This is a genomic window from Nocardioides allogilvus, from assembly GCF_003047285.1.
In the GTDB taxonomy this organism is placed as follows: Bacteria; Actinomycetota; Actinomycetes; order Propionibacteriales; family Nocardioidaceae; genus Nocardioides; species Nocardioides allogilvus.
On sequence record NZ_PZYX01000002.1, the window covers coordinates 108,097 to 122,590 of the forward strand.

17 protein-coding genes are annotated in these 14,494 nt (G+C 68.2%); 12 read left to right on the top strand and 5 right to left on the bottom strand.

Going from position 1 to position 14,494, the window contains the following annotated elements; genetic code table 11:
• The first annotated feature begins 19 nt into the window (after nucleotides 1-19).
• The 5 genes from C9J87_RS03770 to C9J87_RS03790 are packed head-to-tail and all read left to right on the top strand — an operon-like array spanning nucleotide 20 to nucleotide 4,669.
• The gene (locus C9J87_RS03770) at nucleotides 20-973 is read left to right on the top strand and encodes a hypothetical protein (RefSeq protein WP_010833454.1); all 954 of its coding nucleotides are present in this window, start codon (nucleotides 20-22) and stop codon (nucleotides 971-973) included.
• Nucleotides 974-1,014: 41 nt separating this feature from the next.
• Nucleotides 1,015-1,953, top strand: a complete 939-nt coding sequence (locus C9J87_RS03775; RefSeq protein WP_010833455.1) for an ABC transporter ATP-binding protein — start codon at nucleotides 1,015-1,017, stop codon at nucleotides 1,951-1,953.
• Entirely contained in the window at nucleotides 1,950-2,933 is a 984-nt protein-coding gene (locus C9J87_RS03780) for an ABC transporter permease (RefSeq protein WP_010833456.1), read from the top strand. Before C9J87_RS03775 ends, C9J87_RS03780 begins: the two co-directional genes overlap by 4 nt.
• A gap of 57 nt (nucleotides 2,934-2,990) precedes the next feature.
• Nucleotides 2,991-3,935: a lipoyl synthase gene (gene lipA / locus C9J87_RS03785; RefSeq protein WP_036493036.1), complete on the top strand. Its 945-nt coding sequence runs from the start codon at nucleotides 2,991-2,993 to the stop codon at nucleotides 3,933-3,935.
• 29 nt (nucleotides 3,936-3,964) lie between these two features.
• The gene (locus C9J87_RS03790) at nucleotides 3,965-4,669 is read left to right on the top strand and encodes a DUF4191 domain-containing protein (protein WP_010833458.1); all 705 of its coding nucleotides are present in this window, start codon (nucleotides 3,965-3,967) and stop codon (nucleotides 4,667-4,669) included.
• A 19-nt stretch (nucleotides 4,670-4,688) separates the two neighbouring features.
• Here C9J87_RS03790 and C9J87_RS03795 read toward each other — a convergent pair whose 3' ends face one another.
• The 3 genes from C9J87_RS03795 to C9J87_RS03805 all read right to left on the bottom strand — a co-directional run bounded on the left by C9J87_RS03795 (nucleotide 4,689) and on the right by C9J87_RS03805 (nucleotide 6,375).
• Nucleotides 4,689-5,117 (bottom strand): hypothetical protein, encoded by a 429-nt coding sequence (locus tag C9J87_RS03795; RefSeq protein WP_010833459.1) that lies wholly within the window; start codon nucleotides 5,115-5,117, stop codon nucleotides 4,689-4,691.
• A gap of 97 nt (nucleotides 5,118-5,214) precedes the next feature.
• A complete protein-coding gene (locus tag C9J87_RS03800; protein WP_010833460.1) occupies nucleotides 5,215-5,598 on the bottom strand; it encodes an RDD family protein in 384 nt (127 codons plus the stop codon).
• A gap of 9 nt (nucleotides 5,599-5,607) precedes the next feature.
• The gene (locus tag C9J87_RS03805) at nucleotides 5,608-6,375 is read right to left on the bottom strand and encodes a LolA-like protein (RefSeq protein ID WP_156887216.1); all 768 of its coding nucleotides are present in this window, start codon (nucleotides 6,373-6,375) and stop codon (nucleotides 5,608-5,610) included.
• A 156-nt stretch (nucleotides 6,376-6,531) separates the two neighbouring features.
• Between C9J87_RS03805 and C9J87_RS03810 the strand changes: the two genes are divergently transcribed.
• The 6 genes from C9J87_RS03810 (at nucleotide 6,532) to C9J87_RS03835 (ending at nucleotide 13,332) form a co-directional block, all read left to right on the top strand.
• A complete protein-coding gene (locus tag C9J87_RS03810; RefSeq protein WP_107704800.1) occupies nucleotides 6,532-8,709 on the top strand; it encodes a glutamine synthetase III family protein in 2,178 nt (725 codons plus the stop codon).
• 210 nt (nucleotides 8,710-8,919) lie between these two features.
• Nucleotides 8,920-10,350 (top strand): type I glutamate--ammonia ligase, encoded by a 1,431-nt coding sequence (gene glnA, locus C9J87_RS03815; protein ID WP_010833463.1) that lies wholly within the window; start codon nucleotides 8,920-8,922, stop codon nucleotides 10,348-10,350.
• A gap of 253 nt (nucleotides 10,351-10,603) precedes the next feature.
• Nucleotides 10,604-11,269: an ArsR/SmtB family transcription factor gene (locus C9J87_RS03820; RefSeq protein ID WP_036490915.1), complete on the top strand. Its 666-nt coding sequence runs from the start codon at nucleotides 10,604-10,606 to the stop codon at nucleotides 11,267-11,269.
• Complete coding sequence (locus C9J87_RS03825; protein ID WP_010833472.1) at nucleotides 11,266-11,733, top strand: hypothetical protein; 468 nt, start codon at nucleotides 11,266-11,268, stop codon at nucleotides 11,731-11,733. The genes C9J87_RS03820 and C9J87_RS03825 overlap by 4 nt, the downstream gene beginning before the upstream one ends.
• Nucleotides 11,726-12,436, top strand: coding sequence for a DsbA family protein (locus tag C9J87_RS03830; protein WP_010833473.1), 711 nt, complete (start codon nucleotides 11,726-11,728; stop codon nucleotides 12,434-12,436). Before C9J87_RS03825 ends, C9J87_RS03830 begins: the two co-directional genes overlap by 8 nt.
• A complete protein-coding gene (locus C9J87_RS03835) occupies nucleotides 12,433-13,332 on the top strand; it encodes a cytochrome c biogenesis CcdA family protein (protein WP_010833474.1) in 900 nt (299 codons plus the stop codon). The genes C9J87_RS03830 and C9J87_RS03835 overlap by 4 nt, the downstream gene beginning before the upstream one ends.
• Before the next feature lie 27 nt (nucleotides 13,333-13,359).
• Here the strand turns inward: C9J87_RS03835 and C9J87_RS03840 are convergent, their stop codons facing one another.
• Nucleotides 13,360-13,626, bottom strand: a complete 267-nt coding sequence (locus C9J87_RS03840; protein ID WP_010833475.1) for a metal-sensitive transcriptional regulator — start codon at nucleotides 13,624-13,626, stop codon at nucleotides 13,360-13,362.
• Nucleotides 13,626-14,030, bottom strand: coding sequence for a DUF302 domain-containing protein (locus C9J87_RS03845; protein WP_010833476.1), 405 nt, complete (start codon nucleotides 14,028-14,030; stop codon nucleotides 13,626-13,628). Before C9J87_RS03845 ends, C9J87_RS03840 begins: the two co-directional genes overlap by 1 nt.
• Before the next feature lie 154 nt (nucleotides 14,031-14,184).
• Between C9J87_RS03845 and C9J87_RS03850 the strand changes: the two genes are divergently transcribed.
• Nucleotides 14,185-14,487, top strand: a complete 303-nt coding sequence (locus C9J87_RS03850; RefSeq protein WP_010833477.1) for a rhodanese-like domain-containing protein — start codon at nucleotides 14,185-14,187, stop codon at nucleotides 14,485-14,487.
• The last annotated feature ends 7 nt before the right edge of the window (nucleotides 14,488-14,494 follow it).

Below are 14,494 nucleotides of genomic sequence, written 5' to 3' on the forward strand. Positions count from 1 at the left end.
ACACGTCGGGGGATGTGGCATGCGCGCACGCATCGGTGCCCTGCCGCCCGTCAGCAGGACGACAGCGGTGCTGATGCTCGCCGTACCCCTCGTCCTGTGGCTGTTCCTGGTCTGGGACACCCGTCCCTACTCCCCCGAGGAAATCGCGGCCGATCGAGCGGCCGCCGAGAGCGCCCCCGGCTTCGCCCGGACACTGGCGGAGTGCGAGGCGTCGGTCTATCCGAGGGACGTGTGGACGGGCAGTGGTTTCACCACCATCTCTCCCTCCACGAGTCATTGTCGGAGAGACGCGCTCGAGGCGCATTCGTCCCTCACCCGCGAACCACTGGGCACCGACGACCACCCGGGGACCGTCGTCGTGATCCTGTTGTCGATGCCCGCAGCCATGCTGCTCGTCGGGGTGAGGTGGCAGCCGGCACCCGGAGCGCGCGCGTTCCTGCGTCGCGCCGGCAAGGTCCTCCTGCTCGGGACAGTCGTCGCCTTCGTGGTGAACTCGACGTGGTGGTGGGCCCTGGGGTGGGTCGCAGAGCGCCGAGGGGTCCTGCACCTCAGCACCCCCATGCAGTTCATCAGCGGCCACGCCCTGCTGGTCGGGTTGACCGGGGTGGTCGGCCTCACCGCCGGAGTGCTGCTCCGCGGGCCGGTGCGGGCCGTCTCGACCCTGGCAACGGCAGCGGTGGCCATCGGTGTCGTCGTGCTGCTCGCGCACCCGATCGAACCGTGGCTGCCGCTGCTCAACATCGAGGCATTCCTGTCCGGCGGCGCGGAGTATGACCAGCCACCCCGCGAGGTCTCGTGTGCCAGCCTCTACGGCTCGAGCATCCCCGGCTCTGGCTCGCTCACGTGCACCGACCGCCGTGCGAACCACAGCTTCAGGTTCGCGGGGCTCTACTTCTTCGGCCTGACCGGGATTCTCGTCGCGGCAGCAGCCTTGGCCAACACCCGTCGGCGCGGCACGCCGCAGCCCGCCTGAGCCTCTGCCACAGTCACCGCAACACGAACGGGGGAACCGACATGAGCGACCTGGTGATCGAGACCAGTGGTCTGCGCAAGGAGTTCACGGGCAGGCGCGGCACCCGCGTCGCGGTGAACGACCTGGACCTCGCGGTCCCGCGCGGCGGGGTGCACGGCTTCCTCGGGCCCAACGGGTCGGGCAAGACGACGACGATCCGGATGCTGCTCGGACTTGCGCGACCGACGGCCGGGACGATGAGCCTGTTCGGCACCCCGGTCCCCCAACGGCTGCCCGAGGTGATCGGGCGTGTCGGCGCGGTGGTCGAGTCGCCCAAGTTCTCCCCCACGTTCTCCGCGCGGCAGAACCTCCGGCTCCTCGCCGGCTCGGTCGGTGTCGAGCGTGGCGTCGTCGACGACGCGCTGGTCCGGGTCGGTCTCGCCGACCGCGCCGACGACCGTTTCAAGTCCTACTCGCTGGGCATGAAGCAGCGCCTGGCGATCGCGGCGACGCTGCTCAAGTCGCCCGACCTCCTGATCCTGGACGAGCCGACCAACGGCCTCGACCCGGCCGGCATCCGAGAGATCCGCGAGCTCATCCGCGGCCTCGGGGAGGCTGGGGTGACCGTGCTGCTGAGCTCGCACATCCTGGCCGAGGTGCAGCAGGTCTGCACGAGCGCCACCATCATCGGCAACGGCCGGATGCTGGCCTCGGGCCTCGTCGAGGACCTGCTCGGCAGCACGTCCTACCGGCTCCGCGTGGGTGATCCCGCCGCGGCTGCGACCGCACTGGAGAGGGCCGGGATGACAGTCCGCACGGACGTCGACTCGCTCGACGTCATCACCGACGAACCCGCGGACCGGATCACCCGAGTCCTGGCCGACGCCGGGCTCTATCTCTCCGAGCTCACCCCGGTCCGGGCCGACCTGGAGACGATCTTCCTCGAGCTCACCGCCGACGACCGGATGGGCGTCACGCCGATGACGGAGGAGGTCCGATGATGCGCCTGCTGTCCGTCGAGCTGACCCGGCTGCGCTGGCGCCGGGCCATCGTCGTCCTGCTGGTCGCGTGCATCGCCGTACCCCTCATCATGCTGGCGGGCTTTGCCTGGAGCACCCGCCCGTTCAGCGAGGCCGACATCGCCGAGGCGAAGCAGCTGGCTGCCCAGGAGGCACAGCAGCCCTACATCGCGGAGGAGATCGCCCGGTGCGAGCAGGACCCGGAGAACTACACCGGGCCCGGCGCGACTGCGGCCGACTGCACGGAGGCGTTGACGCCGACCTACCAGAACTACCTGTATCGCCAGGAGTTCACCCTCACCTCGCTGCGCACGGACGTCGGCGCCGCGGCCATCATCATCATGACCGGGCTGATGATGCTGGTCGGCACCACGTTCGTCGGCCACGACTGGAACACCGGCTCGATGAGCAACCAGCTGCTGTTCGAACCACGTCGGCTGCGGGTGTGGTGGGCCAAGGGCCTGGCGGTGATGCTCGTCGGCGCCGTCGTGGGCGCTGCCGTGCTCGCGACCTTCTGGGCCGGAGCATCACTCGTCGCGGCCAGCCGGGACGTCCGGGTGGAGCCTGGCCTCTGGAGCACCATCGTGGAGACCCAGGCCCGCGGCGTCGTCGCCATCGCCCTCGGCGGCCTGCTGGGCCTTGCGCTCACCATGTTGTTCCGCAGCACCGTGGCGACGCTGTCGCTGATGTTCGGGATCTCGATCGCGGGGTCACTGCTGATCATGACCGTGCTCGGCGAGGAGGGCACCCGATGGCTGCTGCCCACCAACTTCCTGGCCTTCGTCCTCGGTGGCTTCACCTACTACGACGGTTCCGCGTGCTCGTTCTCCCCCGACGGGATGACCAGCGGCGACTGCGAGAGGCACGTGTCCGCGATGGACGGCGGGGTCGTGCTGGCGGTGATCGTGGTGGTCGCCGTGCTCCTCTCGGTGTGGTCGATGCGACGCCGCGATGTGCCCTGAGCGAACTCAGACCCACTCGAATTGGGTGCTCCTTACCCCCGGCGTAGAGTGACGAACGTGACTGCTCCGGTACCCGAAGGCCGCAAGCTCCTCCGCCTGGAGATCCGCAACTCCGAGACGCCGATCGAGCGCAAGCCGGAGTGGATCAAGACCCGAGCGAAGATGGGGCCGGAATACACCGCCCTGCACAGCCTGGTGAAGTCCGAGGGCCTGCACACGGTCTGCCAGTCGGCCGGCTGCCCCAACATCTTCGAGTGCTGGGAGGACAAGGAAGCCACCTTCCTCATCGGTGGCGACCAGTGCACTCGGCGCTGCGACTTCTGCCAGATCGACACCGGCAAGCCGCAGCCGCTGGACCGCGACGAGCCGCGCCGCGTGGCGGAGTCCGTGCAGAAGATGGAGCTCAAGTACGCCACCATCACCGGCGTCGCCCGCGACGACCTGCCCGACGGTGGTGCCTGGCTGTACGCCGAGACGGTCCGCGCGATCCACGAGCTCAACCCCGGCACCGGCGTCGAGAACCTGATCCCCGACTTCAACGGCGAGCCCCACCTGCTGCGCGAGGTCTTCGAGTCGCGCCCCGAGGTGCTGGCCCACAACGTCGAGACCGTGCCACGGATCTTCAAGCGGATCCGCCCGGCCTTCCGCTACGAGCGCTCCCTCGACGTGATCACCCAGGCCCGCGACTTCGGCCTGGTCACCAAGTCCAACCTCATCCTCGGCATGGGCGAGACCCGTGAGGAGGTCAGCCAGGCGCTGCGCGACCTGCACGACGCCGGCTGCGAGCTGATCACCATCACCCAATACCTCCGCCCCTCGCTGCGTCATCACCCGGTGGAGCGCTGGGTGAAGCCCGAGGAGTTCGTGGAGCTCAAGGACGAGGCCGACCAGATCGGTTTCTCCGGCGCGCTGTCCGGACCGCTGGTCCGTTCGTCCTACCGGGCCGGTCGGTTGTACCGTCAGGCCATGGACGCGCGCGACTCCGTCACCGCGGCCGTCTGATCCGTCTCGTCGTCCAGTAAAGGCACCGCATGTCGACCCCCGCCACCCCGCCCACCAAGCGGAGCCAGCAGCTCATCCAGACCTACCGGATGGCGAAGAACACCGACCGCCGCATCGGGCTCTACACCTTCGGCGCGTTCGTGCTCGGCGCCCTGGTCGGGTTCGCCGTCATCTACCTGCTGCCCGGCGACGGCCTGCTGTCGCTGATCCTCTCGATCGTCGGCGCGCTGCTGTTCGGCCTGCTGGCCGCCATCATCATCTTCGGCCGTCGTGCCCAGGCCGCCGCGTTCAAGCAGATGGAGGGCCGGCCCGGTGCGGCCGCCTCCGCGCTGCAGATGCTGCGTCGCGGCTGGAAGACCGACCCGGTCGTCGGCTTCAACAAGCAGCAGGACATCGTCCACCGGGTCGTCGGCCCGCCCGGCATCGTGCTGGTCGGCGAGGGCAACCCGGCTCGCCTCAAGACGCTGCTGGCCACCGAGCGTCGCAAGCACGAGCGCGTGCTTCCCGAGACCCCGATCCACGAGGTCGTCTGCGGCAACGGCGAGGGCGAGGTGCCGCTGCCCAAGCTGGTGCGCCACGTCTCCAAGCTCGGCCGCAACGTGAAGCCCGCCGAGATCACCGACATCCTGGCTCGCCTCCGGGCGATCGATGCGGTGCGCGGCACCGTCCCGATGCCCAAGGGCCCGATGCCCACCAGCATGAAGGGCATGCGCGGTCAGCAGCGCGGCCGCTGACCGACGCACCCCCTCACGCTCAGCAGGTGTAGGCCGCCGCTGCCCCGATCCAGGTGTCGAGCATCTGGAACGGCACCGTGGAGCCGGCTCCGAAGTACTCCAGCCCCTTGCCGTCGGCGCCGTTGTTGCTCGGGATCCTCTCCTCGCCCTTCGGGTCGCCGATCGTCATCTTGCCGAAGAGCTTGAGACCCACCGGCAGGTCGGCCGCGCGCAACGCGGCGTAGCCGGCCTCGGCCGCCTCGGGACAGGCCGCCTCGAAGCCGGCGATGTCCGGGTCAGCCGCGGCGTCCTGCGCGGACAGCACGAACCAGTTGTCGGACACAGGCCCGTTGAGCGAATACATCGGGACGAAGCAGTGGTGCGCCGACGCACTGCCCGCACCGAGCGCGATCGCAGCGGTGGTGCCGACGGCGATCATGGCGGCGCGACGGATGCTGGTCATGTTCATGTGGTTTCCCCTCGTCACGGGCTCCCGTGTGGAGACCGGCCAACGAGTTCACCAGCGATGTCGCCGGCGAGCATCGCCAGCATTGGGGACTTTGCGCTCAGCCCCGCAGGTCGGCCAGTCGCACGGTCTTCGACCTCGCGGCCATGTCGTGCAGCCCCCGCCCGTCCGGTCGAAAGACCAGCGGCGGGATGACCAGGGCGATCAGCACGCTGCGCACCAGCGCCGGGATCAGCTCCAGCGGTCGGTTCGTGGCGTCGTTACGGACGACGCGCAGCCGGGTCACCAGCTTGCCGAACGACCCGCCCAGCAGGGCTGTGAAGAACGCCGACTCGACGACGAAGATCCCCGTGGCATAGAAGCCGGCGAAGCGGTCCTCGCTCCACCCGGCCGGGCCGAGCACGAGCATCACGACGAGCGTGCACGCGGCCCAGTCGACGAGCAGTGCCCCGAACCGGTGTGCCCATGAGGCGGTGTCGATCACCCGGCAACTCTAGGAGACGGGCTTGGCCCGCCGGGGCACGGCCACCTCGACGGGACTTCCCCACTCGCTGAAGCCGATCTGCGCGGACGCCTCCGGCTCGTCCGGCACCTCGTAGGCCAGCCGGACCGGGAGCGAGTCGTCATCGACGTACAGGTCCATGGTGACGCTCTCGGGGAGGTCCATCGCGCGATACATCGAGCTCTCGCCGAGCCCGTCGAACCATTCCTGGCTGTCGACCGTGAGCGTGTAGTGGTCGGTCTCCTGTCCGTCGACCTCCTCGGTTCCCTCGTCGCTCACGGCGGAGACGGCCGACTCGAGTGCGGCCAGGTCGCCGGGCACGTCAATGGCCAGCAGCGTCGGGACGGGACCGGCGTCGAAGCCGCTCTCGGGATCGGTGAGCCGCGGGTCGTCGACCTCGAGGAAGGTCCATTGGTGGCCCACGAGCTCGCCACCGAGGTAGACCCGGCTGCCGACGCGACGTACGTCCAGCTGCTGCGCCGGGTCGCCACCCGTGAGCGCGCGGAACGCGCGCTCGTCGCCGGCCCAGCTCGTGTCGACGGTGATGTCCTCGGGCGACTGCTTGGTCCCGAGCGTCAGCCGCACCGAGTCCTGGCTCTCCACCGCGTCGGTCATCTCGGCGACGACGTCCGCGTTGTCGTACGCCGCTGTGCCGTCGTCGGAGGTCCCTCCCCCGCTGCAGGCGGCGGTCGTGAGGGCGAAGGACGTCGCAAGGGCGGCGGTGAGCAACCGACGCCCCGGGAGGGCTGTGCAAGACATGACGGGAACCGTATCCCGGCCGTGGGCAGGCCTCGAGCCGCAGATGTCCGGATCGTTAACACGGCTGTAACAACCGGGCACCTGCTTGAAACGACAGCCACCTAGCGTGCAGGAAACGATCGGGGCGACACCGGGTCGCCGATGCTAGGAGCAAGAATGACTGCGAACATCCACCGTTTGGCTGCCATCAAGGACGTCCAGGCCTACGAAGCCCCCGCAACCTTCTTCGACATCGCCGAGGAGACCGGTTCGGTCTTCGGCGAGAACGTCTTCAGCCTCTCCGTGATGAAGAAGCGTCTTCCCAAGTCCGTCTTCAAGTCCGTCGCCGCGACCATCCAGAAGGGCGACGCCCTCGACCCGGCCGTGGCCGACGTCGTCGCCTCCGCCATGAAGGACTGGGCGATGGAGAAGGGCGTGACCCACTACGCCCACGTCTTCTACCCGCTGACCGGCCTCACCGCCGAGAAGCACGACTCCTTCATGGAGCCGGTCGGCGACGGCACCGCGATCTGGGAGTTCCAGGGCAAGACCCTGATCCAGGGCGAGCCGGACGCGTCGTCGTTCCCCAACGGTGGCATCCGCGCCACGTTCGAGGCCCGCGGCTACACCGGCTGGGACGTCCAGTCCCCCGCCTACATCCTCGAGAACCCCAACGGCAACACCCTGTGCATCCCCACGATCTTCGTGTCGATGACCGGTGAGGCGCTGGACCACAAGACCCCGCTGCTCCGCTCGCAGAAGGCGATGGCCGACCAGGCCACCCGTGTCCTGGAGCTCTTCGGCCACAAGGACGTCGACAACGTCGTGTCCTTCTGCGGTCCCGAGCAGGAGTACTTCCTGGTCGACTCCTCCTTCGTCAACCTGCGCCCCGACCTGCTCAACGCCGGCCGCACGCTGTTCGGCGCCAAGCCGCCGAAGGGCCAGGAGTTCGACGACCACTACTTCGGCGCCATCCCGGACCGCGTCCTGGCGTTCATGCACGACACCGAGCGCGCGCTGTTCAAGCTCGGCATCCCGGCCAAGACCCGCCACAACGAGGTCGCCCCCGGCCAGTTCGAGATCGCTCCGGTCTTCGAGCGCTCCAACATCGCCTCCGACCACCAGCAGATGCTGATGTCGATCTTCCGCTCGGTCGCCAAGCAGCACGGCATGGAGTGCCTCTTCCACGAGAAGCCGTTCGCCGGCGTCAACGGCTCGGGCAAGCACGTCAACTTCTCCTTCGGCAACAACACCCAGGGCAACCTGCTGCTCCCCGGTGAGAACCCGCACGACAACGCGCAGTTCCTGGTCTTCTGCGCGGCCATCATCCGCGCGGTCCACCTGCACGGCGGCCTGCTGCGCCTGTCGGTCGCGTCGGCCGGCAACGACCACCGCCTGGGTGCCAACGAGGCCCCGCCGGCGATCATCTCGATCTTCCTCGGCGACCAGCTCGCCGACGTGTTCGACCAGATCGCCAAGGGTGGCGCGACGTCGTCGAAGCAGAAGGGCATCCTCAACGTCGGCGTGGACACGCTGCCCGACCTGACCAAGGACGCCGGCGACCGCAACCGCACCTCGCCGTTCGCCTTCACCGGCAACCGGTTCGAGTTCCGCGCCGCGGGCTCCAACCAGACCGTCGCCGCCCCGATGGTCATCATCAACACGATCATGGCCGAGGCGCTGGAGTTCTGCGCCAACGAGCTCGAGGCCGCGGTCACCGACGGCACCGACTTCAACGCCGCCGTCCAGCACCTGCTCGCCAAGATCGTCGAGAACCACGGCGCGGTCATCTTCAACGGCAACGGCTACTCCGAGGAGTGGCACGCCGAGGCCGAGACGCGTGGCCTGAAGAACCTGCGTACCACGGTCGACTCGCTGCCCGAATACCTCATCCCCGAGTCGCGTGAGCTGTTCTCCAAGTACGGCGTCTTCAACGAGGCCGAGCTGGAGTCCCGCTTCGAGGTCGGTGTCGAGCAGTACGTCATGACGCTGGTCGTCGAGGCCAACCTCACCGCCGAGATCGCGCAGACCACGATCCTGCCGGCCGCGATCCGCTTCCAGACCGAGCTCGCGCAGAACGTCAGCGCCCTCAAGGCCGCCGGTGTCGAGGCCGACAACGCCGACCTGCTCGCCGTCTCCGCCCTGGTCGCCGACCTGCGCGCCGGCCTGGCCGGGCTCAAGGTCGCCGTCGCCGGCGCCCACGAGCACGCGGGGATCGCCGAGGCGACCTACCTGCGTGACTCGGTCATCCCGGCCATGGCTGCCGTCCGGGCCGCGGCCGACGCCCTCGAGGACGTCGTCGCCGACGACCTGTGGGCGCTGCCGACCTACCAGGAGATGCTCTACATCCTCTGATCAACCGAGCACCGACGAGGGCCGACGCACCACGCGAGTGGTGTGTCGGCCTTCGTCGTTCGCGGGTCATCTCGGCACTCGGGAACCCCGCCGGTGTGACGCGGAGCACCAACCCCACTGTTGTAAGTTGCCTGAGGCACGAGCGCAGCGTCGCGTCACCGTGCGCCCCACTCGATCCCAAGCCGCCCGGTGGCGTGCCAAGGAGGACGAATGTTCACCAACAGCGAAGAGCTGCTGAAGTACATCAAGGACGAGCGCGTCGAGATGGTCGACGTCCGCTTCTGTGACCTGCCCGGAGTGATGCAGCACTTCACCGTGCCCGTGTCCTCGTTCGACCAGTCCGTCTTCGATGACGGTCTCGGCTTCGACGGTTCCTCGATCCGCGGCTTCCAGGCCATCCACGAGTCCGACATGCAGCTCTACCCGGACCCGACCACGGCCTACATCGACCCCTTCCGCGTGGCCAAGACGCTGGTCGTCAACTTCTTCATCCACGACCCGATCACCGGTGAGGCCTACTCCCGCGACCCGCGCAACATCGCCAAGAAGGCGATGGCCTACCTCGCCAGCACCGGCATCGGCGACAAGGCGTTCTTCGCTCCCGAGGCCGAGTTCTACGTCTTCGACAGCGTGCGGTTCGAGACCTCGGCCAACGCCGGTTACTACCACATCGACTCCGAGGCGGGCGCCTGGAACTCCGGCGTCGCCGGCACCGCCGAGAGCCCCAACCGCGGCTACAAGGTGAAGTACAAGGGCGGCTACTTCCCCGTGGCGCCGTACGACCACTTCGGCGAGCTGCGCGACGAGATGGTCATCGAGCTGGAGAAGTCCGGCCTGCTGGTCGAGCGTGCGCACCACGAGGTCGGCACCGCCGGCCAGGCCGAGATCAACTACAAGTTCGACGAGCTGCTCAAGGCCGCCGACGACGTCATGAAGTTCAAGTACATCGTCAAGAACGTCGCCTGGCGCAACAACAAGACCGCGACCTTCATGCCGAAGCCGATCTTCGGTGACAACGGCTCCGGCATGCACGTCCACCAGTCGATCTGGAACGAGGGCGAGCCCCTCTTCTACGACGAGACGGGGTACGGCGGCCTGTCGGACATGGCACGCCACTACATCGGCGGCATCTTGAAGCACGCGCCGTCGCTGCTCGCCTTCACCAACCCGACGGTGAACTCCTACCACCGCCTGGTCCCCGGCTTCGAGGCCCCGATCTCGCTGGTCTACTCCCAGCGCAACCGCTCGGCCTGCGTGCGCATCCCGATCACGGGCGCCAACCCGAAGGCCAAGCGCATCGAGTTCCGATGCCCCGACCCGTCGGCCAACCCCTACCTCGCCTTCTCGGCGCTGCTGCTGGCCGGCATCGACGGCATCCAGAACAAGATCGAGCCCCCCGCGCCGATCGACAAGGACATCTACGAGCTGCCGCCGGACGAGATGGCCGACATCGACCAGGTGCCCACCTCGCTCAACGCGGTGCTGGACAACCTGGAGCGCGACCACGAGTTCCTCACGGTCGGCAACGTCTTCACCCCCGACCTGATCGAGACGTGGATCGACTACAAGCGCACCCAGGAGATCCTGCCCGTGCAGCTGCGCCCGCACCCGCACGAGTTCGAGCTCTACTACGACATATAGTCACTTGTGAACGTAAAGCTCGAACTCACCGTTCGGGTACCGAGGGCCCTGGCTTAGCCGGGGCCCTCGTTGCGCCTCCGCGTCGTCGCGGGCAAGCCCAGGCGAAGGACTCAGCAAGGCGTCGCACCAATCCCGACTACTGCCCGTGCTTGCACCTCTCGGCGGTCGGTTAAGGGGCAGCGGGTGGGGTGCCCGCACTGAGCGAGCCACAGGTCCGCTACGCTCCCTTCTCCAATGATCTTTGGAGGACTGGATGAGTGACGCGAAAGACGGGCTGTTCGCCGAGCTGGCGGTGGTCGGCAAAGCGTTCGGTAGCGCCAAGCGGCTCGAGCTGGTGGATCTGCTCGCTCAGGGGGAGCGCACCGTCGAGAGCTTGGCCCGTGCAGCCGACATGGGGGTCAGCACGGTGTCGGCTCACCTACAGGTGTTGAAGTCCTCAAACCTGGTGCGGACGCGTCGGGACGGGACGCGCGTCTACTACCGACTGGCGGGCGATGACGTGGTTGCGCTGTACGGCGCGATGCTGACCGTTGCACGTACCCGGTCCGCCGACGTGGAGCAGGCGTTGGCGGCCTACCTCGGCGTTCCAGGCTCAGGTGAGATCGACATCGTGACCCGACAAGAGCTGCTCGACCTCCTCGAGGCTGGGTCGGCCGCTGTGATCGATGTCCGACCTTCGGAGGAGTACGCCGCGGGGCACATCCCAGGCGCCCGCAGCCTTCCGTTCGAGGAGCTGCCGAACGCCGTGGCCGACCTGCGGGCCGGCGGCGAGGTGATCACCTACTGCCGCGGCGCCTACTGCGTCCTCGCGCACGACGCCGTCCGGTTGCTCGCTACCGAGGGGATCCACGCCCGCCGCCTGGAGGACGGGATGCTGGAGTGGAGAACTCACGCACTCCCGGTGGAGGTCGGCGCGTGATCGCGGCGCTTCGCCTCTGGCCTGCTCGGCGATGGCTGACGGCGCTCGCTGCTGGTGCCGCGTTCGTCCTTGTCGTGGCGATTCCAACGGACCTGATCGACACTCCGATCTTCGGCCGCGAGGTGCCTCCCACGTGGTGGTCCTGGCCGTCTCTCATCCTCTCCTCGATCCTGGCTGGGCTACTGGTCGGGTCCTATGTGGCCGCCCCGGCACGTATGGGTGATGACCGCCAGGTCCAGCGCGGCGGATGGGTCGGCAGCGCGTTGACCTACTTCGCCGTCGGCTGCCCGGTGTGCAACAAGCTCGTACTCCTCGCTCTCGGTAGCGCGGGAGCGATGACCTGGTTTGAGCCCATCCAGCCGCTGCTGCAAGTTGCCGCGGTCGTTCTCCTCGCCTGGGCGCTACGGCGACGTCTGCTCGGCGAGATCTCCTGCCCCACCGATCTGAAGGAAGTTCATGCCTGAGTCGCATCCTGCCCGTAAGAGCCCCATCCTGCCGGCGATCGTCGCGCTCGCCGCCGCCGTCGCGCTGATCGCAGCGCTCGCCGGCGTATTCTCCGGCGACGACGAGGCCGACAGGTCAGTCGGGTCCCCCACAGACTCGCAGCGGTCGAGCACGAGCGACGACTCGCTGGCACGACGCCAGGTCGACGACCCGATGGCCAAGGGCGAGGCTGACGCCCCCGTAGTACTCATCGCCTACTCCGACTTCCAGTGCCCGTTCTGCGGCAAGTGGGCTCGCGACACCGCCCCGGCCTTGGAGGAGCAGTACGTCACCGACGGCACCCTCCGCATCGAGTGGCGCGACTTCCCCTACCTCGGGCCGGAGTCGGCGACTGCCGCTCTGGCCGGCCGCGCGGCCGCCGCGCAAGGCGCGTTCTGGGAGTTCCACGACGCCATGTACGCCGATCAGCTGCCGCCGAACAGCGGCAACCTAAATCAGGAGTACGTCGAGGGAATCGCCGATGAGCTCGGCCTGGACGTGCAGCAGTTCCGTTCCGACATGAAGTCCCAGACGACCGAGCAGCTTGTCGACGCCGACTTCCAGGAAGGCCAGGAACTGGGCATCACCGGAACGCCATCGTTCCTGATCAACGGCGTCCCGGTCATCGGCGCCCAACCAACCGAGGTGTTCGAGGACCTTATCGAGGAGGCCGACGCCGGATGATCGAGATCGGCGTCCTCGCGGCGTTCGCCGCCGGGGTCCTCGCGCTCCTCTCACCGTGCAGCGCACTGCTGCTGCCGTCGTTCTTCGCCTACGCGTTCGCCACCAAGCGCGCACTGGTGACCCGGACACTGGTCTTCTACGTCGGCCTGCTGATCACCCTGGTTCCGCTCGGGACCGGCGCCGCAGCCGCGTCACGCCTGATCTACGGCCACCGACCGCTTCTGATCGCGGTCGCCGGCTGGACCATCATCGGGCTGGGTGTCCTGCAGCTGCTCGGCAAGGGCTTCGCGCTGCCATTCGCTAGCCGCCTCCAGAGCTGGTCGGCCGCCCGCACGAGCCAAGGATGGGTCTCGACCCTGATCCTGGGGGCCGTCTATGGCCTCGCGGGCTTTTGCTCCGGCCCTGTGCTCGGCGCCATCCTCACAGTTGCCGCCACCCAGAGCACGCCGTGGCGAGGCGGAGCCCTCCTTGCGGTCTACGCACTCGGGATGGCAGCACCTCTCCTGGTGCTCGCCGCCATCTGGGACCGTTTCGATCTCGGCCGCCGCCGCTGGCTACGCGGCCGCACCCTGACCTGGGGGCCGCTGCGCGTCCACACCACATCCGCCACGGCCGGCGTCCTCTTCGTGATCATCGGAGTGGTGTTCCTCCGCTACGACGGCACCGCCGGCATCACCGGGGCCTTCGGCATCGCCGATACCGTGGAATTGGAGTTCACCGCCCAACAGACGGCAGCGACGTGGGCCGCCGCGGCGCCGGACTGGCTGTTGCCCGCAGTCATCCTGCTCGGGGCACTGACGGTCGCTTGGCGCCGACGCCACGGCAACTCGCAGAATGATGACCCGGCGTCTACCCCGAAACACGAGAAGATCGACGAGGACATGCGCTCCCGATAGCACCCCAGCGCGCCTGGTGGGGCCGCCTCAGGCAAGGGCGAGGAAGAGCTTCTCCATCTTCTTGACGTCAACGTCGTCAAGACCCTCGTCGGACTCGGTGAGGCACTGCTGCAGGCCGGTGGCGACGATGGCGTAGCCGGCGCGGGAGAGCGCCTTGTTGACGGCGGCCAACTGTGTGAGGACGGACTCGCAGTCAGAGCCCTCCTCCATCATCCGGATCACGCTGGCAAGGTGCCCGTTGGCGCGCTTCATGCGGGTGATGATCGCCTTGATCTCGGTGGGTTCGAGGTCCATCAGTTCTTCTCCAGTGCGGCCAGGGCCGCGGTCAGCCGCTGTCGTGCGTCGGTCGCGACGGTGCGGAGGGTGTCGCCGGCGTGACCGGCGAGGGACATCATGGCGTCGGGGTCGAAGGCCTCGACGACCGTGGTGGTGTCGTCGAGGGCGCGGACGACGACGTTGCAGGGCAGCAGTGCGGCGATGGAGGGATCGGCCTGCAATGCCTGGTGCGCTAGCTGGGGGCGGCAGGCCCCCAGGATGATCTGGGGTGCGACGTCGACATCGAGCTTGGCCTTCAGCGTGGCCTTGAGGTCGATCTCGGTGAGGATGCCGAACCCCGCGGCGGCGAGCTCAGCGCGCACCGCCTCGACGGTCTCGTCGTAGGGGCGGGGCACCGTGGTTTCGAGCGTGTACTGCGTCATGGGGTCTCTTCCTCTCGGGTACCGATCACGAGGTCCGTGGCTAGGCTGCACCCACAACTGTACAACCCCCCTGGGGGATGTGTTAATGTTTGGGCATAACCCCCCCGGGGGTTCCGTTTGGGTAGTTCGACGAGCCAGCAAAGGAGTCCCCTCTATGCGTGAAACCACCATCGACCAGCTCGCTGCGGCGCTCGATCAGGGCGCGTCGGTGGTCGACGTCCGTGAGCCTGCGGAGTTCCGCGAGGGTCACGTGCCGGGTGCGGTCAACATCCCGATGGGTCAGCTGACCGCCCGGCTGGGCGAGATCGACCGCGATCGTCTGGTGCACGTGGTGTGCGCCTCGGGCAACCGCAGCAGCGCGATGGCCGACGTTCTGACCGCTAACGGCTTCGAGGCGATCAACGTCGCCGGCGGCACCAGCGCCTGGGTCCGCTCCGGGCTACCGATTGAGAAGTGAGGCGAAC